This is a genomic window from Dermacoccus abyssi, from assembly GCF_003515945.1.
GTDB classification, from domain to species: domain Bacteria; phylum Actinomycetota; class Actinomycetes; order Actinomycetales; family Dermatophilaceae; genus Dermacoccus; species Dermacoccus abyssi.
This window is the reverse complement of sequence record NZ_QWLM01000005.1, coordinates 83,436-108,407: the sequence shown is the minus strand read 5'-3', so window position 1 is coordinate 108,407 and position 24,972 is coordinate 83,436. Positions and strand designations below refer to the sequence as shown.

At 68.2% G+C, this 24,972-nt stretch carries 19 protein-coding genes and 1 riboswitch; of the genes, 2 read left to right on the top strand and 17 right to left on the bottom strand.

Annotated elements, in window-relative coordinates; all coding sequences use genetic code 11:
- Positions 1-143: 143 nt before the first annotated feature.
- The 16 genes from D1832_RS06305 to D1832_RS06230 all read right to left on the bottom strand — a co-directional run bounded on the left by D1832_RS06305 (position 144) and on the right by D1832_RS06230 (position 22,115).
- Entirely contained in the window at positions 144-500 is a 357-nt protein-coding gene (locus D1832_RS06305) for a universal stress protein (RefSeq protein ID WP_047311427.1), read from the bottom strand.
- A gap of 65 nt (positions 501-565) precedes the next feature.
- Positions 566-1,744 (bottom strand): homoserine O-acetyltransferase MetX, encoded by a 1,179-nt coding sequence (gene metX, locus D1832_RS06300; RefSeq protein WP_118913109.1) that lies wholly within the window; start codon positions 1,742-1,744, stop codon positions 566-568.
- Between the two features lie 36 nt (positions 1,745-1,780).
- Positions 1,781-1,890, bottom strand: a riboswitch (SAM riboswitch).
- 113 nt (positions 1,891-2,003) lie between these two features.
- Entirely contained in the window at positions 2,004-2,990 is a 987-nt protein-coding gene (locus D1832_RS06295; RefSeq protein WP_118913108.1) for a DUF4192 family protein, read from the bottom strand.
- Positions 2,991-3,061: 71 nt separating this feature from the next.
- Positions 3,062-3,445 carry a YkvA family protein gene (locus D1832_RS06290; RefSeq protein ID WP_047311425.1) on the bottom strand — a complete coding sequence of 128 codons (384 nt, stop codon included), beginning with the start codon at positions 3,443-3,445 and terminating at the stop codon, positions 3,062-3,064.
- A 102-nt stretch (positions 3,446-3,547) separates the two neighbouring features.
- On the bottom strand, positions 3,548-4,240 hold the full coding sequence (locus tag D1832_RS06285) for an EcsC family protein (RefSeq protein WP_118913154.1): 693 nt from the start codon (positions 4,238-4,240) through the stop codon (positions 3,548-3,550).
- A 59-nt stretch (positions 4,241-4,299) separates the two neighbouring features.
- Positions 4,300-5,301 (bottom strand): PAC2 family protein, encoded by a 1,002-nt coding sequence (locus tag D1832_RS06280; protein ID WP_118913107.1) that lies wholly within the window; start codon positions 5,299-5,301, stop codon positions 4,300-4,302.
- Positions 5,302-5,396: 95 nt separating this feature from the next.
- Positions 5,397-5,834 carry an HIT family protein gene (locus D1832_RS06275; protein ID WP_118913106.1) on the bottom strand — a complete coding sequence of 146 codons (438 nt, stop codon included), beginning with the start codon at positions 5,832-5,834 and terminating at the stop codon, positions 5,397-5,399.
- A 19-nt stretch (positions 5,835-5,853) separates the two neighbouring features.
- Positions 5,854-9,708 carry an ATP-dependent RNA helicase HrpA gene (gene hrpA / locus D1832_RS06270; RefSeq protein WP_118913105.1) on the bottom strand — a complete coding sequence of 1,285 codons (3,855 nt, stop codon included), beginning with the start codon at positions 9,706-9,708 and terminating at the stop codon, positions 5,854-5,856.
- Positions 9,709-9,783: 75 nt separating this feature from the next.
- Positions 9,784-10,944 (bottom strand): DUF4185 domain-containing protein, encoded by a 1,161-nt coding sequence (locus D1832_RS06265; protein ID WP_182434688.1) that lies wholly within the window; start codon positions 10,942-10,944, stop codon positions 9,784-9,786.
- A gap of 56 nt (positions 10,945-11,000) precedes the next feature.
- Positions 11,001-12,254, bottom strand: coding sequence for a DUF445 domain-containing protein (locus tag D1832_RS06260; RefSeq protein WP_118913103.1), 1,254 nt, complete (start codon positions 12,252-12,254; stop codon positions 11,001-11,003).
- 23 nt (positions 12,255-12,277) lie between these two features.
- Positions 12,278-13,600, bottom strand: coding sequence for an McrC family protein (locus D1832_RS06255; RefSeq protein ID WP_118913102.1), 1,323 nt, complete (start codon positions 13,598-13,600; stop codon positions 12,278-12,280).
- Entirely contained in the window at positions 13,597-16,440 is a 2,844-nt protein-coding gene (locus D1832_RS06250) for an McrB family protein (RefSeq protein WP_118913101.1), read from the bottom strand. The genes D1832_RS06255 and D1832_RS06250 overlap by 4 nt, the downstream gene beginning before the upstream one ends.
- A 190-nt stretch (positions 16,441-16,630) precedes the next feature.
- On the bottom strand, positions 16,631-17,827 hold the full coding sequence (serA, locus tag D1832_RS06245; RefSeq protein ID WP_118913100.1) for a phosphoglycerate dehydrogenase: 1,197 nt from the start codon (positions 17,825-17,827) through the stop codon (positions 16,631-16,633).
- 170 nt (positions 17,828-17,997) lie between these two features.
- Entirely contained in the window at positions 17,998-20,919 is a 2,922-nt protein-coding gene (locus D1832_RS06240; protein WP_118913099.1) for a vitamin B12-dependent ribonucleotide reductase, read from the bottom strand.
- A 73-nt stretch (positions 20,920-20,992) separates the two neighbouring features.
- The gene (gene nrdR, locus D1832_RS06235) at positions 20,993-21,454 is read right to left on the bottom strand and encodes a transcriptional regulator NrdR (RefSeq protein WP_047311683.1); all 462 of its coding nucleotides are present in this window, start codon (positions 21,452-21,454) and stop codon (positions 20,993-20,995) included.
- Positions 21,455-21,701: 247 nt separating this feature from the next.
- Positions 21,702-22,115, bottom strand: coding sequence for a LysM peptidoglycan-binding domain-containing protein (locus tag D1832_RS06230; protein WP_182434685.1), 414 nt, complete (start codon positions 22,113-22,115; stop codon positions 21,702-21,704).
- Positions 22,116-22,381: 266 nt separating this feature from the next.
- Between D1832_RS06230 and lexA the strand changes: the two genes are divergently transcribed.
- Positions 22,382-23,101: a transcriptional repressor LexA gene (gene lexA / locus D1832_RS06225; protein ID WP_047311416.1), complete on the top strand. Its 720-nt coding sequence runs from the start codon at positions 22,382-22,384 to the stop codon at positions 23,099-23,101.
- 13 nt (positions 23,102-23,114) lie between these two features.
- Here lexA and D1832_RS06220 read toward each other — a convergent pair whose 3' ends face one another.
- Positions 23,115-23,954 carry a Sir2 family NAD-dependent protein deacetylase gene (locus D1832_RS06220; protein WP_118913097.1) on the bottom strand — a complete coding sequence of 280 codons (840 nt, stop codon included), beginning with the start codon at positions 23,952-23,954 and terminating at the stop codon, positions 23,115-23,117.
- 69 nt (positions 23,955-24,023) lie between these two features.
- Between D1832_RS06220 and D1832_RS06215 the strand changes: the two genes are divergently transcribed.
- Complete coding sequence (locus D1832_RS06215) at positions 24,024-24,941, top strand: LysR family transcriptional regulator (protein WP_118913096.1); 918 nt, start codon at positions 24,024-24,026, stop codon at positions 24,939-24,941.
- Positions 24,942-24,972: the final 31 nt, after the last annotated feature.

Sequence of the window (24,972 nt, the reverse complement as noted above, 5' to 3'; positions counted from 1 at the left end):
TCCGGGTGGTGACCGCTTCTTCACCCATTATAAAACTCGACGCACGAAACCGCAGAATCACGGGGTTCAACGAGCTTCGATTGACGTTCATTCCCTGCCCCGGATCGGCCGCCATCTCAGCAACTGAAGGGCGTTCGGGAGCCTCAGGGCTTGACGGCGAGCACGGGGCACGGGGCGTCGAGCAACAAGCGCTGAGCACTCGTGCCCAGGATCAACTTGCCGACAGGGGTGCGCCTGCGCAGCCCGATGACGAGCAGGGCGGGCTGCACTCGGGAAATCTCCTCGAGGATGGATTCCACGGCGTCGGCGCCGTCCTGCACATCGACGACCTGTGCGCCGGTGTACTCCTCGGCCGCCTTGCGGGCCGCGGTGCGAGCCTCGTCCGAGGGCACCGTGCACACCACGATGAGCGGGCGACCCAGATCCTTCGACTGGCGAGCTGCCTCGGCGAGGGCGGCTTCGCCCTCGGGGCCGGGCGCGAAACTGACGATGACGGACATGGCGACCTCACTCGCGAAATTCGGAATCTGCCGTCACGCTACCCGAGGCCCCTGCGGTGGGCCACTCATGCGACGCCGCGCACGAGCCGCGGTGTTACGCGCAACGGTCGCTGGACGAGTTCATGCACGAGCGAAGCGATCTGGTCGGCCTCGATGAGGAATCCGTCGTGGCCGTAGGGCGAGTGGATCATGCGCAGTCGTCCGCGACCGTAGGCGCGCACCATCCGCGTCGATGCGCTCACGGGAAAGAGTCGATCGGAGTCGACTGCGGCCACGAGGAGTTCTCCTTCGTACGCCTCCAGCACCGCGTCGAGCCCGCCGCGTCCTCGCCCGATGTCGTGGGTCGCCATGGCCTGCGTCAGGCGCACGTAGGCCAGCGGGTCGAAGCGTCGCGCGAGTTTGGCCCCGTGGTGGTCGAGGTAGCCCTCGACGCTGAAGCGACCGCCCTCGAGCGGGTCCTCACCTGGCTGGGGCTCGGCGCCGAACCGTGCCTCGAACTCGCTTGCGCTGCGATACGAGGCGTGAGCGATCTGGCGGGCCAAGGCGAGGCCGTTCGTGGGAAACGTGCCGTGACGCAGGTAGTCGCCGTCGCGGAATTCCGGGTCGGACGTGATGGCGACGACCTGGGTGTGACCCCAGGCAATCTGGTCCGCGGTCGCGCAGCCACTGCTCGCCACGACCAATGCCCGCTCGACGCGGTCCGGGAACCCCGCGACCCACTCGGCCGTGCGCATCCCCCCGAAGGAGCCTCCGATGACGGCGTGCAGACGTCGCACACCGAGCGCTTCGAGGCACGCCGCCTCGGCGCGGACCTGGTCTCGGACGGTCACCTGCGGGAAACGTCCGCCCCAGGGCTCGCCGTCCGGAGCGAGCGAGATGGGGCCGGTACTGCCACGGCATCCACCGAGAACGTTGATGGCGACGACGAAGTACTCGTCGGTGTCGAGTGCTGCGCCGGGGCCGATGATTCCTGGCCACCAACCCGGGGTGGGCTGCCCGTCGCCAGTATCGCCGACGACGTGCGAATCACCCGTGAGCGCGTGCTCGACAAGGACGACGTTCGACGCGTCGTCGTTCAACTCGCCCCAGCACTCGTAGGTCATGACGACGTCCGGCAGCGTGCGGCCACTTTCGAGAACGACGTCTCCCAGAGCGACGGCTCGTGCCTGCGCGTTGAACCCACTCGACGCCTGCACAGGACGCGCAGCGGCCGGTGCGACGTGCGCTGAATGAGAGCTCGCCATGTGTCCTCCTCGAAGGACTCGCCGAGGCGACTGGCGAGTCCGCGCTTGCCGCAGCGTTCACGGCCCTGTCGTCACCCGGGGCACCCCACCGCGGTGGAGGGTTGCCGCTCAGTCAGCCGGGGCTTGTGTGACTGAGACTCTTGACGCTCCGAGACTAGGGCGAGTGCAGCGAAGGCGCCAGGAAGGCCCCTGTTGATGTCCACGATGTGAAGCGCCGGCCCGGTGGCTGCCCGCACTCTCTCGCCTCGTCGCCACGACGTCAGCGACGGCGCCGCGCCGCACGATTCGGCCTCGTCGGCCGCAGGAAGTCCTCGTACGCCATGCCGGAGGAGGTCATCCTCACGACGAGGTCGACGAGAGGTAGGCGCGCGCCCCGTTCCTGGGCCTCGGCGGCGGCGAGCACAGCGCTGGGCCGCTCCCCTTCCCGCCAGCGCGCGAGCGCCACGAGACACAGCCAATGGGCTCGCGCCGGCTCGGGCACGGCGACGAGGATCTCCAACAGGCGCTGCGAACCCACCGGTTCGGACCAGCACTGCCGCGTGGTACGGGCTCCCGCGGCCAGTTCGGGCACGACGCTCCACACCATCTCGTCGCGCAGGAGTGGATCGGGCATGGCGTCGACGACGAGCGCCAGAGCCTCACGGTCGCGAGTGCTGTGGGGGTGCCCGGAGCCTGAGGCCACCTCACGCCAGGCCGCGCGCACCCGGCCGGTCTCGCCCGGTAGCCCGACGAGCAGGTCGGCGACGGCCCGTTGGGCCAGTGGCGAAACCGCGTGGAGGGCCGCCACGGCTTCGTCACGCGATGACGCCGGTTCGAGGCGTCCCTCGAGGGCCGATGCGAGGGAGGGCTCATCGGAGGCAGTCGGCACTGGGGCCAGTGCACCGTCACAACAGCCTTTGGTGCACGTCGTTGCCCACCAGACGTCAGGGGCCACGACGAGGGCGTGCTCCACCTCGACGGCCGGTGCGAGAGCCCGCGTGACCAGGTCGAGATCGACGCCGGGATTGCACTGGTAGGCCGTGACGACGACGCCACTCGTGCCGAGACGATTCGACGCCTCGACGACGCGATCGCGCACGTGGTGAACGTGCTCCGGGGTGACGACGGCTTCGTCGAAGCGGGCAGCCCCCGCAACTCGCCCGCCGTCCATGAACGTGACGACGAGGGACGCCGTCGGAGCGAAGCCGAACTCGTACGGCATGAGGGCGAGCAGCGGGCCCATGCCCGAGAGATGAAGTGTGGTCATGGCTTCACGAAGCCATGACCACACTTCTCACGACCAGTGCGAGGCGCTGGCACCTGTGGACAAGGGCGTCCTCAGCGCACGCGCTCCCCCGCCAGCGTCACACCTGTGCGCTTCTCCCAGTCGAGGAAGTCGTCGGTGACGTGCACGAGCGAGCTCGCCAGCCACGTGAGGACGGCGGCGTCGTCCGCAAGACCCACGACTCCCAGGAGCGCCTCGGGCAGCAGATCGACCGGCGAGGCGACGTAGGCCGCAGCAGCCGTGAGCAGCGCGAGCTGCGCGGTGCTCACGCCCCGGTACGAACCGGAGCGCACAGCGCGAGCCAGGCGCGGAAGTGCGCTGAGGCGGGTCGTGAGCGAGGGACCTCCGGCGGCGGACGCCGCCGTCACTGCAGCAGCGAGGGATTTCAGGCCGGCGAGTCGGGTGACGCGGCGACCGAGCGAGGTGGGACGTGCCATCGAAGTGCCTCCGGTTGACGAGCATTCAGGTGAACAAAGCAACAACGCCGACGCCACGCGGTGCATTCCGCGGGCGCCGGCGTCGTCACGATCGGCGGAGCGTCAGGCCGTGGGCGGCACGGCCGCCATGAAGTCCTTGCGCGCCGCGTCGGCGATCTTGCGCAGGAGCATGACGTCGAGCCCCGCACCGATGAAGCCACCCGCAACCGGGATGACGCGCGGGATGCGCGAGAGGAACTTGCGCCCGACCTGCGTGCCCAGGCGGAACGCGACGGACTTGTTGACGACCGCGAGCGCCGCCGGGGGCAGACGACGGGTCGCAACGTTCGTCGCGACACCGCCGCTGAACGCACCCATGGCCTTGAGAACCTGCGTGGCATCGGCGCCGATGAGGTCGAGCAGGATGGCCGAACGGACCGACTCGTCGCGCAGGTTGTGGCCGTACAGGTGCGCGATGGAGGCCACCATGCGCGTGGCAACGGTGTAGAAGCCGACGATGTTGGCGGGCAGGGCCACGGGCATCGTGATAAAGCCACCGAGGTTGGTGACGAACCCGTTCGCACCCGCGAGCTTCGTGTGTGAACGCACGATGGCGTCGACCGCGGCTTCGCGTGAACCGTTCTTCTTCAACGCCTCGTCGGCCACCTTCGCCGCGGAGCCGAAGGTGGCGACGCCGTCGATCCCGGTGGAGATGAGGTGCTGGGCCAGGGAGTTGGCGGCGCGATCGAAGGTTCCGTTCGAGCCCTGAGCCGGCTCAATTTGCTTGTCGTCTTTGTCTTTACCGAATCCGAACATGGGCTGATCCTTGCAGCGCACCGATGACTGGGCAACCGGTACCGCGAACGCGGGCCTCGTCAGTCGGCCTGGGGGCGATTCGGCGAACCGTCGGAGTCGTCCGAGTCGTCGGCGTGGTGGGCGGCGCCACGCTCGCCGCCGGGCGTGTCCTCTTTCTCGTCGCTGCCCGAACGCAGGAACTGCTCGAGTTCCTCGCCGATCTCGTCGGCGCTGGGCAGTTCGTTCAACTCGGCCGCGAGCAACGACCGGCGCCGGCGGCCCTCGGTGAACGTGTCGTACTGCTGCTCGAGGCCGGAGACCACCTCGGTGACCTCGTCGTTCTCCCCGACCTGCTTGGCGATGTCGGCCCGGTGCAACCCGGCGATGGCGGCCAGCTCCTGCGCCGGAATCGCGAGACCGGTGAGCCCGGTGACGCACTCGAGAGCCGCGATGGCGGCGTCGCCGTACTCGACCTGCACGAGGTAGTGCGGCACGTGGACGGCGAATCCGGCCGTGTCGATGCCGGCCTCGGCGAGACGAATGTGAAGCAGCCCCTCGGCGCTGGCCGGGATCTGGACGTTTCCGAACAGCGGCTCGTTCTCGGTGAGATAGCGCTGGTTCGAGGCGTAGCGCGTGAAGCCGATGGGACGCGTGTGCGGTACCGCCATCGGGATGCCGTGTGCGCTCACCATGAGACTGACGCCGAACATCGAGGCGAGCATGCGCGTGGCCTCGGCGACGCGCTCCCACTGGTAGTCGGGCTCAGGGCCGGTGAGCAGGAGGAACGGCGTGCCCTCGGCGTCGATGACGCGGTAGAGCACGAGCGACGGGTCGTCGTACTCGCTGAAGCGGTCGCGGTCGAACGTCATGACCGGACGACGGCCGCGGTAGTCGAGCAGCTGGTCGAGGTCGAACGACGCGACGACCGTGTGCTCGAGGGTGCCGAGGATATGCTGGGACATGAGCTTCTGAGCGAAGCCCGCATCGATGAAGCCGCCGAGGGCGACGACCATCGTGCTCGCACGCAGGTCGTGCGAGGTCGTGTCCGTCTCCAGACGAAACAGCTGAGCCGGGTCGAGCACTGGCCTCTCCTTCGATTCGATGTGCCTGGTGCAACGTCCCCGTCACACGGAAGATTCCCGCATCGCTGCGGGCGAACAACCGACTCGCGGAACGCTCAGTTCGCGGCCGCGTCCACGACGTGCTCGCCGTGACCGGCGCTGCGCAGGCTCTCGCGCAGCTTCTGCGCGTTGGCTGCGAGGATCTGCTGGTCCTGGCCGTGAACGACGTCGTGCGGGTCGAAGTCCGCAGGCGACTGCGTCGGCCACACGTGCAGGTGCAGGTGGGCCACCTCGTAGCCCTCCGCGAGCAGGCCGATGCGCTTGGCCGACCAGGCCTCCTGCTGTGCCTGCCCGATCTTCTGCGCCACGTCCATCAGGTGCGAGAGCACCTGCGGGTCCGCGGCCGTCCACTCCTCGATCTCCTCGCGGGGCACGACGACGATGTGCCCGTCGGTGATCGGGTCGATCACGAGAAAGGCCACACACGTCTCGTCCTGCCAGACGAAGTGACCGGGGATGTTGCCGTCGATGATCTGCGTGAAGATGCTCGCCATGTCTCCAACCTAGAGGAGATCAGAGCGCTTCGGCAGCGTCCATCGCCTTGTAGATGCGCTGGGGCGAGACAGGATGAGCCGTGCCGAGGCGCTGCGCGAACAGGCTCACGGCGAGTTCCTCGATCATCCAGCGGATGTCGACTACGTCGGCGTCGGTGAGGCGTTCGGGGCGCAGCGCCGCGAGCATGTCCTCGTACTCGGCGCGCACGGTGGCGAGCTGATCGGCTCGGTCGGCGTCCCGCGCGGTGTCGGTGACGCCCTTCGTCACACGCTCGAGCAGCGCGCGGACGTAGACGTCGAGGCGCGGCAAGCGAGCCATGCCGGTCTGCGCGACGAAACCCGGATGGATGAGCGCGACGAGGTGGGCTGCGACGTCGTCGTGCAACGCCTTGGCAGCCGGCGACGTGAGTTTGCCCAGCGCGAGCTCCACCTCGTGCGCGTGCTCGAGCACCGGGGCGAGCTTCTCCGACGCCTCGAGAACGAGCGGTGCCACCTGCTGACGGACCGTGCGCAGCGCATCCTCGAACTGTTCGGGCGTGCGCACCTCGTGGTTCGGCATCCCCGCGACGACGGAGTCGACCGCCGCGGCGAGCACGTCGTCCATGAGGGCCGTCATCGAACCGTGCGGGTTGTTGCCCAGGGCCAGCTTCTGGCGGTTCGACATCAGACCGAGGATCCGTTTCCACGGCACCTGGGTGTTGAGCAGCAGAAGTCGACGCGTGCCGAGGCGGCTCGCCTGCGTCGCTTCGGAGCGCGTTCCGAGCACCTCGACGGCCACGCTCTCGCCGTGATCGACGAGGGCCGGGTAGCCGGTGATGCGCTGGCGCCCCGTGCTCTTCGTGAAGGTGGACGGCAGGTCGTCGAGGGTCCAGGCCGTGAGGCCCTTCTTCTCGAGGTCGCCGGCGGCCCTGGACATCGACTGACGCAGACGTCCCGCGAGCGCGTCCTGAAGCTCGGCGAGGTGCTTGCCCTCACGCAGTCGTTTGCCCCGAGCATCCTCCACCCTGAAGGTGACCTTGAGGTGATCGGGCAGGCGGTCGGTGTCCCAACTCCCCTCGGGCACACGCACCTTGGCGAGGTCGAACAGGGCGTCGGCGAGCTCGTCGGTGAACGGACGCTCGCCCGCCGCGCCACCCGCGTCCATGAGTGCGAGCGCCCGACGCGCATGATCCGGCGCGGGCACGAAGTTGCGACGTACGTTCTTCGGTAGCGACTTCACGAGCGCCGTGGCGAGTTCCTCGCGCATACCGGGCACGAGCCAGTCGAAGCCCTCGTCGCTGACCTGGTTGAGCACCGGCAGTGGGATGTGAACAGTCAACCCGTCGGCGTCCGCGCCCGGCTCGAACTGGTACGTCAACCTCAGCTTGAGCTTCCCTTGGCGCCACGACTTCGGGTAGGCCGTCTCGTCCACGGCCTCCGCGTCGTCGGCGACGAGGAAGTCCTCGGTAAAGGTGAGGAGATCGGGCTCGGTGCGCCGCTTCTCCTTCCACCACCTGTCGAAGTGCGCACCCGAGACGATGGATGCGGGCACGCGCTCGTCGTAGAAGTCGAAGAGCGTGTCGTCGTCGACGACGAGATCGCGGCGGCGAGCGCGCGCTTCGAGGTCGGCCATGCGGGCCATGAGGCGGGCGTTGTCCTTGAGAAAAGCGTGCTGCGCATCCCAGTCACCCTCGACGAGAGCGTGACGGATGAACAGGTCCCGGGCCGTCTCGGGTTCGAGCGGTCCGAGCGCCACCCGGCGCCCGACGACGAGCGGGACGCCGTAGAGCGTGACGCGTTCGAGCGCGACGGCGGACGCCCGCTTGCGCTCCCAGTGCGGCTCCGCGTGCGAACGCTTGACGAGATGCGCGCCGGCTTTCTCGACCCACAGCGGGTCGACGACGGCGTTGGTGCGCGCCCACATCCGGGTGGTCTCCACGAGTTCGCCCGCCATGACCCAGTCGGGCTGGCGGCGGAAGAGCGTCGATCCGGGCTGGATGGCGAAGCGCGCGTTGCGGGCACCGAGGTACTCACGCTTCTCCCGATCACGCACACCAACGTGACTGAGCAGTCCCGTGAGCAGCGCTTCGTGGATGGCGTTCTCGCTCGCGGCGTTGTCACTCATGAACAGCTTCGCCTGCTTGCAGGCCGCCTTGAGCTGCGCGTGCAGGTCCTGCCACTCCCGAAGGCGCAGATAGTGCAGGTACTCGCGCTTGGCGAGGCGGCGGAAGGCGCTCGAGGAGAGCTCCCGCTGCTTCTCACGCACGTAGTTCCACAGGTTGAGGTAGCCGAGGAAGTCGCTCGATTCGTGCTTGAACCGGGCGTGCTGCTGGTCGGCCTGGGCCTGCGCGTCGGCCGGTCGCTCCCGCGGATCCTGGATCGACATGGCAGCAACGATGATGAGCACCTCGCGCAGCGACCCGTTGGCCGCGGCGGCGACGAGCATCCGCCCCATGCGCGGGTCGACGGGCAGGCGCGCGAGGGTGCGGCCCGTCGGTGTGAGCTTCTTGCGCTGCCCGCTCGCCTTCGTGTCGAGCGCGTGCAGCTCCTCGAGGAGCGCCAGGCCGTCCTTGATCTGACGGGCGTCGGGCGCATCGACGAAGGGGAAGCACGCGATGTCGCCAAGGCCGAGCGACGTCATCTGCAGGATGACGCTCGCGAGGTTGGTGCGCAGGATCTCCGGGTCGGTGAACTCCGGACGCGACTCGAAGTCCTCCTCCGAGTAGAGGCGGATGCAGATGCCGTCGGCCACACGTCCGCAGCGGCCGGCGCGCTGTCGGGCCGACGCCTGCGAGATCGGCTCGATGGGCAGCCGCTGGACCTTCGTGCGTTGGCTGTAGCGCGAGATGCGAGCCGTGCCGGTGTCGATGACGTAGCGGATGCCCGGCACCGTCAGCGACGTCTCGGCGACGTTCGTCGCGAGGACGATGCGTCGGCCGTTGTGCGGCGCGAACACCTTGTGCTGCTCGGCCGCGGAGAGTCGGGCGTAGAGCGGAACGATCTCGACGTCGTGCCGGGCGCGACCCCAGTCGGCGCCGCGCAAGGCGTCGGCTGCGTCGCGGATCTCGCGTTCGCCGGAGCAGAAGACGAGGATGTCCTGGCTCGAACCGTCGCCACTGCCGGAACGCCACAACTCCTGGGCGGCCTCGACGATGCCGGTGACCTGGTCGATGTCCTCGACCCTGGGCTCGTCCTTGGGTGACGAGGGCGCGATCTCGCGCACGAGCGGGCGGTAGCGCATCTCCACCGGAAACGTCCGCCCGGAGACCTCGATGATGGGCGCCGGGCCCTTATCGCTCGCGAAGTGCTCCGCGAAGCGCTCCGGGTCGATCGTCGCCGACGTGATGATGACCTTGAGGTCGGGCCGGCGGGGAAGCAGCTGCTTGAGGTAGCCCAGGATGAAGTCGATGTTGAGGCTGCGCTCGTGCGCCTCGTCGATGATGAGGGTGTCGTACTGACGCAGGTCGCGGTCGCGCTGCATCTGCGACAGCAGGATGCCGTCGGTCATGACGCGCACACGCGTCTTCTTCGACGACTCGTCGACGAAGCGGACCTGGTACCCGACGACGTCACCGAGCTCGACCTCGAGTTCCTCGGCGAGACGTTCCGCGACCGAGCGGGCAGCGATGCGTCGTGGCTGCGTGTGCCCGATGGCGCCGCCGAGGCCGCGACCGATTTCCAGGCAGAACTTCGGCAACTGGGTCGTCTTGCCCGATCCGGTCTCACCCGCGACGACGACGACCTGGTGGTCACGGATCGCCTCGATGATCTCCTCGCGAGCCTCGGCGACGGGCAGGTGCGCCGGGTAGTTGAGGACGAACGGAGCGCTCTCCTGCGCGTCGGCTGCGAGAGCCTCGGATACGGCGGACGGGGACGGATTCACTGAACTGGTCACAGTTCCTCCAGTCTCTCACGGCTCGGCAAGGCGATTTCGGTGGTCAACCCTGTGGGAGAACCGTCAGAGCACCGCTCAGTGCGCCGGTACCTCGAGGAACTTCGGGCGTCCCTTACGCGGATCGGCCAGGAGGTCGGCGAACGACTCGGTGTTGCGCGAGAGCGTGACGAGGAGGTCTCCACTCGGCGTCGCGAGTTCCGGATGCGCGAGCGGCTGGTAGGCGACGACGCCGTCACCTTGGGAGTACGGTTCGGCCACGGCCCGTTCGCCCCGCCAGGGCCCCGACGGGGTGGGCGCGCTCCACACCCCGATGTTCTGCCCGAACTCACCGCCCTGCTTCGACACGAGCACGAAGCGCTCGCCTCGGCGCACGACGGAGAAGGTCTGTGAGACACCCTCGTGCGCGAGAAGGAACGGACGGGCAGCCCCCGCGTCGGTGACGAACGTGCGGCCGTTCCAGAACTGCCACTCCGGGCCGTCGGACAGCTGCGCGAGTCGGGTTCGCGCCACGTACGCACCCTTTCCGGTGCTGCCCTTTGGCTGCTGGCTGCCGTAGACGTAGACCCAGCCCTCGTCGCCGACAAGCGCCGAACCCCAGTTGATCTGCTCGGCATCGGCGTTGTCGGGCGTCACGTCGAATCGGGTGACGGGCTGCGGCGCGCCGCCACGCTCGACGGCGTAGACGGCCATCGTCATGCCGCGGTAGGAGAAGTCGAAGAGGCCCTCCTCCCCCGGTTCGATCCGGGAGCACCCGACGAGGACGATGTCGGCACCGCGCATCGGCACCGTCATGGCGCTGTTGGGCCAGCACACACGGCGTCCCTCGAATCCGCCGATGACCGGGCCGTTTCCCGGAGCGCGCACCTCGTCGAAGCACCGCCCCGTCCCGACGAGCATGCTGTTGGCGACCACACGGGGGTTCGTGCCCTTCGCCCGTGTGGTGTCGCCGAAGATCCAGAGCACCCGTCCATCGCTGAGCGGGGTCGTCACCCCGACGTCGCCGCTGCGCCAGGTCGCGAGCGACAACGACGCCATGTCGCTTTCCCGCTCGGCGGCCGACGCCCGTGTGACTGCACGTTTCTCGGCACTGCACTCGCTGCGCACGAGAGCGTTCGGTGCGACCGCGAGCGCCTTGTCGGCCTTGTCGAGAAAGGGTCGCGACCCGATGCGATCGGTGGAATCGGGGACGTTGAGCGTGCAGCCAGCGAAGGCGAGCGTGAGGCCGGTGGCCCCCACGAGTGCGACACGGCGATGTCGCACTCGTGTTGGCCTGCTCCGGCGCGGCGTCATCGTCAGGGAAGCAGCTGCGAGACGGCGTGGATGAAGAGGCCGACGAGGCCACCGACGACGGTGCCGTTGATACGGATGAACTGCAGGTCGCGCCCGACGAACGTCTCGATGCGATCCGACGCGTCCTGCGCGTCCCAGCGCTCGACCGTCGAGGAGATGAGGGTCGTGATCTCGTGGCCGTAACTCGTGACGAAGCTGGCCGCGCCCGACTCGAGGCGTCGCTCCACGGTGGCGCGCAATGCCTCGTCGTGCTGGAGCCGGTCGCCGAGGGCGCGCAGGTGTTCGACCATCCGCTCGCGCAGGGCACCCTGCTCGTCGAGGAGCGCGTCAGTGAGCATGCGGCGTACCGACCCCCACAGGGCGATCGCCGAGTCGGCGACGCTCGGATGGTCGAGGAAACGCTCCTTGATGTTCTCCGCCTGCTCCTGCGTACGCTCGTCGTGCTGCAGGTCGTGGGCGGCGCGGGCGAGGAAGGCGTCGATGGCCTTGCGCATGTTGTGGTTCGGGGTGTCGCGCACCTCGGCGAGCCACTTGACGATCTCGAGGTGGATGCGATCGACGACGGCGTCGTCGAGCCACTGCGGTGACCACCAGGGGGCCTTGGCACCGACGATGCGGGAGACGGCTTCCTTGTTCTCGCTCACCCACACGTGCATCTCGGTGACACACACGTCGACGAAACCGTGGTGGGTGCCGTCGGCGACGATGCCCTCGAGCAGATGGCCGGCGAGTTCACCGATGGGTTCGCGGCGCAGTCGCGGCAGGAGGACGGTGTCGAGGAAGTGGCGCACCTCGTCGTCGTCGAGGGTTTCGACGGCGCGACAGAGGGCCGGGGCCGCGTCGGCGACGACACGCTCCGCATTGCCGGGACGCTCGATCCACTCACCGAGCCGGCGTGGAATCTCGGCCTGACCGATACGTTCGGTGACGAGTTCGGGCGTGAGGAAGTTCGAGCCGACGAACTCCTCGAGGCTCTTGCCGAGCTGGTCCTTGCGCGTCGGGATGATGGCGGTGTGCGGCACCTTGAGGCCGAGCGGGTGGCGGAACAACGCCGTCACGGCGAACCAGTCGGCGACGGCACCCACCATCGCGGCCTCGGAGGCGGCGTTGACATAGCCCCAGACGCCGGCTCGGCCGTGTGTCAGGACGAAGACGAGCGCCGCGAACGCCAGCAGGCCCGTGGCCACGAAGCGCATGCGGCGCAGGGCGGCTCGGCGCTGTTCGTCGGATTCGGGAAGGGCGAGGCTCGTCGACACCCCGACAGAATAGCGAGCGTGCGTCAGGTGGCGAGACGCCTCACGGTATTGGCGAGGGAATCGAGCTGTTGCTGGATCTCGGGCCAGGTCTGTTCGAGGTCGATGTGGCGCGCGTGGACGACGGTTCCGGTACCTGGCATCCGAATGCGTGAGGCCGGACGGCGCGCCGCGTGGGCGTAGACGACGAGGGCGTTCGCGAGGCCGAGGGACGAGGCCTGGACAACGACGGGGAAGAACGTGGCGGCGTCGTTCGCGATGGCCGTCATCGCCGAAGCGGCCGCTCCGCGGGATCGGGTGCCGGTCATGGCGCCGAACGATGGCGGCATTGCGCTGCGCTGCAGGGCGCGGGCCGTCACGTCGGAGGTGACGGCGTCCGGCGTGCCGAGGTGGTAGCAGGTGCCCAACACGAGCACCGGACCGCGCGGGCCACTGACGAGAACGTCGGCGTTGGCCTGCACCCCACTCGACTCCCCCGGGGCGAGCTGTTCGGTCTGTTCGACACGCAGCCCGGGCCATAGACGCGAGCGCAGCTCACCGGCCACGAAGCGCAGGAAGACGTACTCGACGTCGAGCAGGAACGCGTGCGCCTGCTGTACGCCCTCCTCGTGCCGGATGGCGAAACCGTCGAGCGCGAGACGCGCGAGGTCGAGCGCCTGTTCGTAGTGCTCGTTGAGTCGCGTGATGACGATGTCCGGTGCGCGCTCGGCGGCGGACGGCGAGCCGACGCCCTCGAAGCGGGCGAGCAGTTCGACGGCTCGACGCCGAGTGGGCGGCGACAAGCCGTGACCCGTGAGGATGACGCGCACCGCGGCGGCGAGGACGCGGTTCTCCTCGATGTCGGCCGTGAAGTCGTCGTAGCGGCACTCGGGCTGCGCAGCGGTCCACGGACGTCGGGCAATCTCCTCGACAAGCAGGCGCCCACGGATCGTGGCGAGTGGTTCCTGACGCGACTGGTAACCGTGCAGAAGGCCGCGACGGGTGGCCGCTTCGATGGCCCGCAGGACCGCGAGGGCTGACCCGTCGAGCAGTTCGTCACTCGCGAAACCGCTCGTGCCCTGCCCCCAGACGACCTCGTCGCCGAGGCCGGCCAGCATCGCGAAGAGCGAGTGCATCGGCGCGGCCGGAGTAATACGGATCTGCAGGCCCGGCACGCTGATCGATCCGACCCATGACGTCGTCTCGAGGACGACCGTCTGCGGGTCGGCGGTGGCGAGCACCTTGACCTTGTCGTCGGCGACGGCGAAGAGGGCGCTGCGTCCTTCGGCGCTCAGGCGGACCGGTGCGGAGCGGGCATGCTCACCGACGACGACCGTCTTCACCTGTTCGCCGGCCACCGCCTCGGTCATCCGCCGTCGCGCGCCGTGGCGCTGTCGGAAGCGGCCTCCGCACGAGCGGCTTCGCCGTGGCGCGCCTCGACGGCGTCCCACGTGAACGTGGCGAGCACGTCCTCGCGGCCGTAGAGCTGGTCCTCGATGAACGGGTAGATGCCGTACTGCCACACCCGGCGCAACTTCTCGTCGTCGAGATCGGTCGACATGAAATGGCTGTGACCGATCTGCAGGTGCGGGCCGCGCAGGATCTGACGCAGTTCGTCGTTCACGCGGTCGACGAGACCGGCCACCCACACGGGGCCGTCGTTCTTGGCGAGCCAGCGCGCGAGCAGTCCCTCCATCGGACCCTCGTGCGGCATGAACGGCAGGAAGTGGAAGCGACGACGCAGCGCCGCGTCGACGAGCGCGATGGACCGGTCGGCCGTGTTCATCGTGCCGATGAAGTACAGGTTCGCCGGCAGCTGGAAGCCTTCGTCGGGGCGGTAGCTCGTCATGACCGAGTGGGAGCGGTACTCGAGCAGGAAGAGCAGTTCACCGAAGACGCGCGGCAGGTTGGCGCGGTTGATCTCGTCGATGATCATGACGTGCGGCGTCGTCGGGTCGGCCTCGGCCGCCTCGGCGAGCAGCGCCAGCGGGCCCTTACGCAGTTCGTAGACCATCGCGCCGCCGGCGTCGAGGCGCGGGCGATAGCCCTCGAAGAAGTCCTCGTAGGAGGTCGAGGGGTGGAACTGGACGATGGCGCGCTTGGCGGGGTCCGGCTGGAGCGCGGCGGCGAAGCGCTGAGCCATGAACGTCTTGCCAGTACCGGGCGGGCCGTAGAAGATGACCTGCTTCTTGTCCTTGAGCAGGCCGTCGATCTCGCGGACGAACTCCTCGTCGACGAGCAGGTCGGCGGCGGCCTCGGCGAGCAGGTCGCGCTCGGGGTCGATGCTCGACTCACCGGTGCGCAGCAGCCAGTGGGCGAACTGGGCCTGACCCCACGGATCGGCGGGCAGGAGGGGCTCGAGCTTGGCACGCAGGCGATCGCCCGCGAGGACGTGCAGGCGTCCGCGCGAGAGCTCACGGCGGCGCGGCAGCGACACGTCGAGGGCCTGCGCCATGGCCACCTTGCCATCGCGTCCGGCCATCGCGTAGACGGGCAAGTAGCGGTGCGGGTGCGCGATGGCGAGAAGCTTCATGACGACGGACTCGTCGAGTGCCACGTCGTCGGAGTTCGTGGGCGCGAGGGCCGCGTCGATGCGGTCGGCGTCGTCGCCTTCGCCCCACAGCAGGTGCGTCAGGGTGCGCGAGAGGTTCTCCAGGCCCTGCGCGTCGAGCGCGGCGAGGCGGGCGTCGAGGACCGAGTGCGTGCCGGTGGAGCCGTACGCTCCCCCGGCGATGATGCGCCGGAACGTCGCGAGGTCGAACGCCGCGAGCGCCTCGGGCTCCAACGACGCGGCGAACTCACGGCGTCGTTCGATGTGCCACTGGTCGCGCTCGGCCGGGTACGGACGCTCGGCGAGGAACGTGCGCAGGGCGACGGCGAGTTCCTCGTCGACGCCGGCGCCGCGTGTGTCGGCGCCACGCATGATGTCGACGAGCGGCATGAGACGGCGAACCGTCTCCTCGATCTCGTCGCCGAAGTCGATGCTTCCCACTCCTTCGGGATGCGGGAACCAGCGCCCCACGAAGACGTCGCCGCCCTCGTAGGTGTCGCCCGTCGGACGCAGACGGTCCGACGACGAGGTGGGCGCCACATGAATGAACTCGAGGCCTTCGGGTAGGGCACCGTCGAGGCGCGTGCCGAGCGCTTCGTGACGCGCGGAGCTCGAGGCGCCCTCCCCCCCGGAGACCAGACCGACGGCGATGCCGGAGCGCGTGAGCCAGACCCGGATGCCGGGTGCGCCACCGCTGCTCGCAGGCAGCAGCCACGTCGTGTGCGAGTCACAGCGGTACGCGGCGCGTGCCGTCGTGTCGGTACGAGTCTGCAGGCTCGTCTCCGCGAGGTCGACGCCGGTGACACGCTCGAGCGCCTTGTGCAGGGCGCGCGCGACGAGAGCGGCGTGACCACGCAGCTGCAGTGCAAGGGATGCAGCGCGTGCCTCGTCCTCCGCGGCGGCGTAGCCGACACCGGGGGTGTACGTGGCGTGCAGGCGAGCGGCTTCCTCCGTGAGGGCGGGCAGTGCCTCGCCGAAGCCGACGAACGAGGGGTCGTCACCGAGGTGGCTGACGACGCGCTGGGCGATGTGCGATTGCCCGGGCGCGAAAGCGCGTGCGAGGTCGACGAACGCGACGTAGCGCTCCGCATGGGTGAGATGACGGCCCATCCATCCCAGGGTCTGGAACGTGTCCGATCCACCCGGCCACAGGATCGGCCAATCGGCCTCCGTGTCCGTGGCCCACATGAGCGACAGCACCGACGGAATGCGTGAAAGGTCCGGGCCTGCTCCCCCCACGGTCTCCTCGACGAGACGGATCGCGGCCGTGGCTTCGTCGTAGGACGTGGGTGTGTGCAGCGCCCAGGCAAGTGCCGCCTCGAGTTCACTACGTCGGCCCTCACAGTGGGCCACGACGCGCGGCAGCCAGTGCCGTGCCAGCGACACGGCAGCCGAGTACGGGCCGGGACGAGCGGCCCACTCCTCCAGACGGGACGTGAAGAGGTCGACGTCCGGCGAGCGCATCATGTCGGCGATGAACTCGCGCGCCTCGCCGCACCGCACGGGAGCGAGGGCGTCAAGCTGGTGCCCGGACCCGACGAACACCGGATCCGCTTCGGCCCGAGCTCGCATGAGGTCGAACGTGCTCGCCCACCGGGCGAGGTCGAGCCGACGCTGGGCGGCTTCCGCTTCGTCAGGCGGCGGCGCGTGCACGTCCATCGGTTACCTGTCGTCCGTTCGTCGTGAATGCTTCGTCCGCGGCCTCGAGGTGAGGTCTCGTCACCGAGGCAGCGGAATCCATCCTACGTCGCAGCACGACATGGAACGCCCGTACGACTCCTCCGGTCCTCGGGCGTTCCCCGGGCGCTTCGCCGCACGGCGGAAGGCCCGGGGCGCCTCGTCAGGCTCCTCAGTTGACGACGCGCAGACGGATCGTCTCCGGCATCGACCGCAGCTGGTCGAGCAGCGCCTCGGACAGCTGGGAAACGACGTCGGTGACGACGTAGCCGCTCTCGGCCGAGGTGTCGAGCATCTGGCCCTCGATGTTGACGCCGTGCTCGGCGAGGATACCGTTCATCCGGGCCAGGACGCCGGGGACGTTCTGGTGGAAGTGGATGAGGCGGTGCTGGCCGGGACGCTCGGGCAGGTTGAGCGAGGGCAGGTTGACGTTGAGCGTCGTCGAACCGCGCTGGATGTAGTCGCGCAGCTTCGCGGCGACGAAGCGACCGATGTCCTCCTGCGCCTCCTCGGTCGAGCCGCCGATGTGCGGGGTGAGGACGACGTTCGCGAGGCCCTGCAGGGGCGAGCTGAACGGTTCACCCTTCGACTTGGGCTCCTCGGGGAATACGTCGACGGCGGCACCGGCGATGTGGCCGGACTCGAGGTGCGTCTTGAGCGCGTCGTAGTCGACGACGAAGCCGCGCGAGAGGTTGAGGAACAGCGCCCGCGGACGCATGGCTGCGAACTGCTCGGCGCCGAAGAAGCCGGCGTTGCCGGAGCGACCGTCGACGTGGAGCGTGACGACCTCGGCGACCGACAGCAGCTCCTCGAGGGAGCTGCACCGCGTGGCGTTTCCGAGCGCGAGCTTGTCGTCGGTGTCGTAGAAGTAGACCTTGAAACCGAGCATCTCGGCGACGACGGACAGCTGGGAACCGATGTTGCCGTACCCGACGATGCCGAGGCGGCGACCGCGCACCTCGTGGCTGCCCTTGGCGTCCTTGAACCAGACTCCGTCGTGCAGCGCGCGATCCTTCTCGGTGAGACGGCGGGCCATGATGATGATTTCGGCGATGGCGAGCTCGACGACCGAGCGCGTGTTGGAGAACGGCGCGTTGAACACGACGACGCCCTTCTGCGCTGCCACGTCCAGGTCGATCTGGTTCGTGCCGATGCAGAAGGCTCCGATGGCCTCGAGGCTCGCCGCGTTCTCGAGGACGCGGGCCGTCACCTCGGTCTTGGAGCGGATGCCGAGCAGCTGAACACCCTCGAGCGCCTCGATGAGCTCGTCCTCGTCGAGAGCCCCGACGCGGGTCTCGACCTCGAAACCGGCATCACGGAGCAAGGACTCACCGAGGGGGTGGACGTTCTCGAGCAGCAGTGCCTTCACAGGGAGAGTTCCTTTCCGGTGTGGCGGTTGCGCCCGCCAATGAGGTCGCGGGCTGCTCACATCATGAGACAGCACCGGGCGCCGCGGACGCCGACGCATCTCACGAAATAAGACGAGCGCGGGGCGCCGCCCCGAAGGACGACGCCCCGCACTCGATCAGGGCTGAGCGATCAGCTGCAGCCGGAGGTGCTTCCGCAGCCCTCGCAGACGTAGCAGGAGCCGGCGGGACGCATCTTCGTGCCGCAGGTCATGCACATCGGGGCGTCGGCTGCCTTGCCCTGGAACTTCTCCATGAGCTCGGCCGAACTGTGGATCTCGGAGCCGACCTCACGGGCGGAGGCCGCACCGGAACCGGACTTCACCTCGTCGGCGTGCTCCTCCGTGGAGGTGGCAGCTGCCGGACGCTCACCGCGTGCCGCCGCCGGGGCGACGGACTGCGAGTTGGACTCGGCGTCGAACGGCTCGTCGTCGCTCTCGATCGGCGTGTAGGAGCCGGTCTCGAGCTGGCGAGCGCGTTCCTCGGCCGTGTGGATGCCCATGAACGAACGCGTGTCGAAGTCGAGGTAGTCGAGCGCCAGGCGGCGGAAGACATAGTCCATGATCGACTGCGCCATACGCACGTCCGGGTCGTCCGTCATACCGGCCGGCTCGAAGCGCAGGTTCGTGAACTTCTCGACGAACGTCTCGAGCGGCACGCCGTACTGCAGGCCGATCGACACGGCGATGGAGAACGCATCCATGACACCGGCGAGCGTCGAACCCTGCTTACCGAACTTGAGGAAAAGCTCACCGAGATCGCCGTTCTCGTACGTGCCGGCGGTGAGGTAACCCTCCGCGCCACCCACGGCGAACGACGTCGTCTGCGACGAGCGACGCTTCGGTAGGCGCTTGCGCACGGGGCGGTACTCGACGATCTTCTCGACCGGCGTCTCGGCGACGGTCTCCGTGGCCGTCGCGGGCTCGGAGCTCTTCTCGTTCTTGCCCGACGAGAGCGGCTGGCCGACCTTGCAGTTGTCACGGTAGACGGCGATGGCCTTGAGACCGAGCTTCCAACCCTCAAGGTGCACCTCGGCGATGTCCTCGACCGAGGCCGACTCCGGCAGGTTGACCGTCTTGGAGATAGCACCCGACAGGAACGGCTGGCAGGCGGCCATCATGCGGACGTGGCCCATCGGGGAGATGGAGCGCGCACCCATGGCGCAGTCGAAGACCTCGTAGTGCTCCGGCTTGAGGCCGGGAGCGTCGATGACGTGGCCCTTGTCGGCGATGTGCTCGACGATCGCCTCGATCTGCTCTTCCTGGTAGCCGAGCTTCTTCAGCGCGCGCGGAATCGTCTGGTTGACGATCTGCATCGAACCGCCGCCGACGAGCTTCTTGAACTTCACGAGCGAGAAGTCCGGCTCGATACCGGTGGTGTCGCAGTCCATCATGAAGCCGATGGTGCCGGTGGGCGCGAGGACGGAGGCCTGCGCGTTGCGGAAGCCGCCCTTCTCACCGTTCTCGACGACGTCGGCCCAGGCCTTCGTCGCGAGCGCGTGGATGTCGCTGGCCATGGCGCCCATGTCCTTGTGCGAGGCGAGCTCGTCGTTCGCGGCACGGTGCTTGCGCATGACGCGGTTGTGAGCGTCGGCGTTGCGGGCGTAACCGGCGTACGGTCCGACGACGGAAGCCATCTCGGCGGAGCGCTTGTAGGCGGCACCCGTGAGCAGCGACGTGATGGAACCGGCCAGCGCACGGCCGCCGTCCGAGTCGTAGCCGTGGCCGGTGGCCATGAGGAGCGCACCGAGGTTGGCGTAACCGATGCCGAGCTGGCGGTAGTCGACCGTCGTCTTGCCGATGGACTCCGTCGGGAAGTCGGCGAAGCAGATGGAGATGTCCATCGCCGTGATGACGAGCTCGACGACCTTCTGGAAGGTGACGGCGTCGAACGTGTCGTCGTCCTTGAGGAACTTCAGGAGGTTGAGCGAGGCCAGGTTGCAGCTGGAGTTGTCGAGCGACATGTACTCCGAGCACGGGTTGGACGCCGTGATGCGGCCCGTCTCCGGGTTCGTGTGCCACGCGTTGATCGTGTCGTCGTACTGCACACCCGGGTCGGCGCACTCCCACGCGGCCTTGTTGATCTTGTCGAACAGCTCGCGGGCGTCGACCGACTCGATGACCTCACCCGTGTCACGGGCACGCAGGCCGAAGGTTGTGCCGTCCACGACGGCCTTCATGAACTCGTCGCTGACACGAACGGAGTTGTTCGCGTTCTGGTACTGCACGGAGACGATGTCGCGGCCACCGAGGTCCATGTCGAAACCGGCGTCACGCAGCGCACGGATCTTGTCCTCCTCGCGCGCCTTCGTCTCGATGAACTCCTCGATGTCCGGGTGGTCGACGTCGAGGACGACCATCTTGGCCGCACGACGCGTGGCGCCGCCGGACTTGATGGTGCCTGCCGAGGCGTCGGCGCCGCGCATGAACGAGACCGGGCCGGAGGCGGTGCCACCGGAGGACAGCAACTCCTTCGAGGAACGGATACGCGAGAGGTTGAGGCCGGCACCGGACCCGCCCTTGAAGATGAAGCCCTCTTCCTTGTACCAGTTGAGGATCGAGTCCATCGAGTCGTCGACGGACAGGATGAAGCACGCGCTGACCTGCTGCGGGCTCGCCGTACCCACGTTGAACCACACCGGCGAGTTGAACGAGAAGACCTGGTGCAGCAAGGCGTACGTGAGCTCGTGCTCGAAGATCTCGGCGTCGGCGTCGGACGCGAAGTAGCCGTTGTCCTTGCCGGCCTTCGTGTACGTGAGCACGACGCGGTCGATGAGCTGCTTGAGCGACTTCTCGCGAGCGTCCGACCCCAGCGCGCCACGGAAGTACTTCGTCGTGACGATGGTGGAGGCGTTGAGCGACCAGAAGTCGGGGAACTCGACACCACGCTGCTCGAAGATCGTCTCGCCGGTCTTCCAGTTCTGCTGGACGACATCACGCAGCTCCCAGGTCACCGCGTCGTAGGGGTGGACGCCCGGGGTGGTGAAGATCCGCTCGATCGTGACGCCGTTGTTCCGGCGACCCGACTTGGCTCGAGCCTTCGTGGTCTCGGTCATGACCGCATGCCTCCTGGCACTTCTCGTGGGTTAGGTGTGGTGTGTCGTGAAGTAGGGGGTAAGCCGGTGGAGCTCAGCCGGCGTCGCGCAGAGCGTGCCTGCGCAGGTCGGCGACGGCGTCCTCGAAGTCAGTCAGTGACTCGAAGGCCTGGTACACGGACGCGAACCGCAGGTACGCGACGTGGTCGAGTTCGCGCAGCGGGCCGAGGATCTCGATGCCGACATCGTGGGCGTCGATCTCCGCAGCCCCCTTGGAGCGGATCGACTCCTCCACCTGCTGAGCGAGGACGGCGAGCTGATCGTCGGAAACCGGGCGGCCCTGGCAGGCCTTGCGCACGCCCGACATGACCTTGTCGCGAGAGAAGGGTTCGCTCACACCGGAGCGCTTGACGACCGTGAGGCTCGCGGTCTCGACGGTGGAGAAACGCTTGCCGCAGTCGGGGCACTGGCGGCGACGCTTGATGCAGGTGCCGTCCTCGGTCGAACGGGAGTCGACCACACGGGAGTCGGCGTTGCGGCAGAAGGGACAGTGCACGGGCCACGCCTCTCGATCGCAGGATTCCACCGCCTCGTGACGGTATGAACCCCAACACCGGCATCGCGGGAATTCTTCCGCAAACAACCACATGTTGGGGGCATTAGGGCACCTGTGCCCTACATCTAGGAATCCTAGGTTGCGTTGGCGACCGCTCGCAACCGTGTCGGCAAACCCGGCGCACCAACCCCAGCAATGACGCGGAAAAGATGTGCGGCTCGCCCCAGCGACACGCCGAGGGGGCCGCTCAGCCTGCCGGAACGAGAATTCGCTGGCCGGCCTGAACGTGCATCGAGCTCATGCTGTTGGCCTCCTGGATGGCCACGACACCACGGTCGTTACGCAGGGACGGCAGCTCACGAGCGGCGATCTGAGAAAGGGTCTCCCCGTCCTTCACCGTGACCGACGTCGCGCCACCGGCAGGGTTAGCTTCGGCCACGGCCTTGGCCGCAAGGAGGCCACCGCCGACGAGAACCAGAAGCGCCAGAAGGGCGGCGAAGCGACGGCGAGCGAGAACGGCACGACGCGTCAACGGGGCGCGCCGCGTGCTACGACCACCCTCGAGGGAATCGACGACCGCAGGCCCCGACGGAACGAGGTGCAGGTGACGACGGGGGCTCGGCGCGACCGCCGGGACGTCCAGACTGGGCACAGCACTCATGTTCATTCCTCCTGACTCGGCGCGGATGCATCGAACATCCGTGCGATAGAACAACTGTACGACACAAACGTTCGAAAGCAAGGCTGTCGGCGGCGTGTTTCTCGTACATGTTTGCGAAAACTGTGTACGGTGGTGCCTACGTTGATCCCGAACGCTCACACCGAATCAGCGGCCACCGACAACCCCGGAATTCCGGGGAGAATCAGGGCTCCGCACCGAGGTCCGCGTCCGCGAGATCACTGTTTTCGTCGATGTGAGGAGACGCCATGGGTGAGGTCCACTCCATGAACAACCGCGCGAAGGGCAAACTGACCCCGCGCCAGCAGAAAGTGCTCACCGTCATCCGGCGCTCGGTCGACGAGCGCGGTTACCCGCCGAGTCTGCGCGAGATCGGTGAGGCCGTCGGGCTGACGAGCCCGAGCTCCGTCGCACACCAGCTCGCCACGCTCGAGCGCAAGGGTTACCTGCGTCGCGACCCCAACCGCCCTCGCGCCATGGAGGTCGTCTCCCCCGACGACGGCGCCGACACCCGCGGTTACCGCGGAGGCACCTCGGTGCGTGCAGCGTCCGAGAGCACGTACGACGAGACCGACTCGGGCAACGAGCGTCCGCAGGCCTCCTTCGTCCCCGTCGTCGGACGCATCGCCGCCGGCGGGCCGATCCTGGCCGAGCAGGCCGTCGAGGACGTGTTCCCCCTCCCCCGTCAGATCGTCGGTGACGGCGAACTGTTCCTGCTCAAGGTCGTCGGCGACTCGATGATCGAAGCCGCCATCTGCGACGGCGACTGGGTCGTCGTGCGCCAGCAGCCGGAGGCGTCCAACGGTGAGATCGTGGCGGCGCTGCTCGACGGCGAGGCCACCGTGAAGACGTTCAAGCGCACGAACGGCAAGACGTGGCTCCTGCCCGCGAACGAGAACTACGAGCCGATCGACGGCGACGAAGCCAGCATCATGGGCAAGGTCACGGCGGTGCTGCGCAGCGTCTGACTCTCGCCCACCCTCACGTCGTCGCGTTCGCCTCGGTCTGCACCTGCAGGCCGAGGCGTTCGCATGTCGCGGTGAGGGTGGCACCAAGCGGTTCGTGCAGCACGAGATCGGCGCGCTCCGAACCGCGCATGCTTCCCAGACCGACCAGGGCCACGGGCTTGCCCGCCTTGAGCGCGGCCGAGACGAACCGGAAGCCCGACATCACCTTGAGCGAACTTCCGAGAACGAGAACCGCCCGTGACAGTTCGAGCTGCGCGTAGCAGTGCTCAACCGTCGCGGTGGGCACGCTCTCGCCGAACATCACGACGTCGGGCTTGACGACGAGCGAACCACAGTGCGGACAGGCCACGAGGACGAACGCATCCTCTGCACTCCGGGCAACCTCGGCGTCTCCGTCGGCCAACAGGGCCACGTCGCGCGGGAGGTTCGGGTTGGCGTCGCGGATGCGTCCCTGGAACTCGGATCGATCCGAGCGGCTGCCGCACTCGACGCACTGCACCGAGGAGAGAGAACCGTGCAGTTCGAGGGCGTCCGCTCCGGAGGCCGCATGAAGACCGTCGACGTTCTGCGTCACGAGGTGTTGCACGAGACCTGCGCGCTGCAAGGCTGCAACAGCGTGGTGGCCGCCGTTGGGCCGAGCCGCGGCGAAACGTTCCCACCCGACGGCGCTGCGAACCCAGTAGCGTCGGCGCGCGTCGTCCCCGCTGAGGAACTGCTGGAACGTCATGGGAACCGTTCGGCGGGTGCCGTCAGGCTTGCGGTAGTCGGGAATGCCCGACTCGGTCGAGAGACCCGCCCCGGTGAGCACGAACAGGTCGCCCCGCGCGACGAACTCCGCCAACTCTGCAGTCACAGGTGGCCCCTCTCATTCGACAATCGATAGAAACTACAACATCCGATAACGCCGGGTTATTCTCTACGGATGATCGACGCCGCCGGCCTTCGGGTCATGAAAGCCATTGCCCAGGAGGGTAGCTTCACCGCTGCCGCTGCTTCCCTGGGCTACTCCCAGCCTGCCGTGTCCCAGATGGTGCGCCGCTTGGAGGACAAGACGGGCACGGCTCTCGTCGAGCGCCTCGGACGTTCGGTGCGTCTGACCGAGGCGGGCCACGTGCTCGCCCGCACAGCCACTCCGGTGCTCGCCGCTCTCGAGGCGGCGGAGGGCGAAGTGGCCTCGATCGCCGGCCTGAGGGCGGGACGAGTGCGCCTCATGGCCTTCCCCTCGGCCTCGTCGACCGTCGTCCCACGAGCGCTGTCGCTCGTCAAGCAGCGCTACCCCGACGTTCAGGTCACCTTCGCGGAAGCGGAGCCGCCGGAGTCACTCGCGGCGCTTCGGGCGGGAGATTGCGATGTTGCAGTCGCGTTCTCCTACGACGGCGACGAGATCGCGGCACACGCGGAGGATCTCGAGGGGTTCACCACGCTCGACCTGCTCGAGGACGAGGTGCGCCTCGCCGTACCGGCCGATCACCCGTTTGCCGGAAGGGGCTCCGTGTCGATGGAGGAGCTCGAGTCCGCGTCGTGGATCGCCGGATGCCCGCGCTGCCGGGGCCACCTGCTCTCGCTCGCCACCTCGGCGGGTTACACCCCTGACGTCGCGTTCGAGACCGAGGACTACGTCACCGTGCTCGGACTCGTGGCCGAGGGGTTGGGCGTGGCCCTCATCCCGGAGCTCATCCTGCGTTCGACCCAGCACCCCCGCGTGGCCACCATCGCCATCGAGCCGGCGAGCCGGCGTTCGGTTCAGGCTGTCACCACGCCCGACCTCCAGCGTGTGCCGGCGGTCAAGGCCACCCTCGACGCGCTGCGGGAAGCAACCGACGCTCTGCCGAACCTGTAGACGGTTCCCTCCGGCTCGCGAGTGAAATCTC

Coding starts and splice junctions, on each gene's coding strand:
- D1832_RS06250 (WP_118913101.1), bottom strand. CDS start 16,440: ATGGACGTGCACGCGCCGCCGCCTGACGAAGCGGAAGCCGCCCAGCGT.
- D1832_RS06230 (WP_182434685.1), bottom strand. CDS start 22,115: ATGAGTGCTGTGCCCAGTCTGGACGTCCCGGCGGTCGCGCCGAGCCCC.
- lexA (WP_047311416.1), top strand. CDS start 22,382: ATGGGTGAGGTCCACTCCATGAACAACCGCGCGAAGGGCAAACTGACC.
- D1832_RS06295 (WP_118913108.1), bottom strand. CDS start 2,990: ATGACCACACTTCATCTCTCGGGCATGGGCCCGCTGCTCGCCCTCATG.
- D1832_RS06290 (WP_047311425.1), bottom strand. CDS start 3,445: ATGGCACGTCCCACCTCGCTCGGTCGCCGCGTCACCCGACTCGCCGGC.
- D1832_RS06285 (WP_118913154.1), bottom strand. CDS start 4,240: ATGTTCGGATTCGGTAAAGACAAAGACGACAAGCAAATTGAGCCGGCT.
- D1832_RS06255 (WP_118913102.1), bottom strand. CDS start 13,600: ATGACCGAGGCGGTGGCCGGCGAACAGGTGAAGACGGTCGTCGTCGGT.
- D1832_RS06305 (WP_047311427.1), bottom strand. CDS start 500: ATGTCCGTCATCGTCAGTTTCGCGCCCGGCCCCGAGGGCGAAGCCGCC.
- D1832_RS06215 (WP_118913096.1), top strand. CDS start 24,024: ATGATCGACGCCGCCGGCCTTCGGGTCATGAAAGCCATTGCCCAGGAG.
- metX (WP_118913109.1), bottom strand. CDS start 1,744: ATGGCGAGCTCTCATTCAGCGCACGTCGCACCGGCCGCTGCGCGTCCT.
- D1832_RS06240 (WP_118913099.1), bottom strand. CDS start 20,919: ATGACCGAGACCACGAAGGCTCGAGCCAAGTCGGGTCGCCGGAACAAC.
- D1832_RS06275 (WP_118913106.1), bottom strand. CDS start 5,834: ATGGCGAGCATCTTCACGCAGATCATCGACGGCAACATCCCCGGTCAC.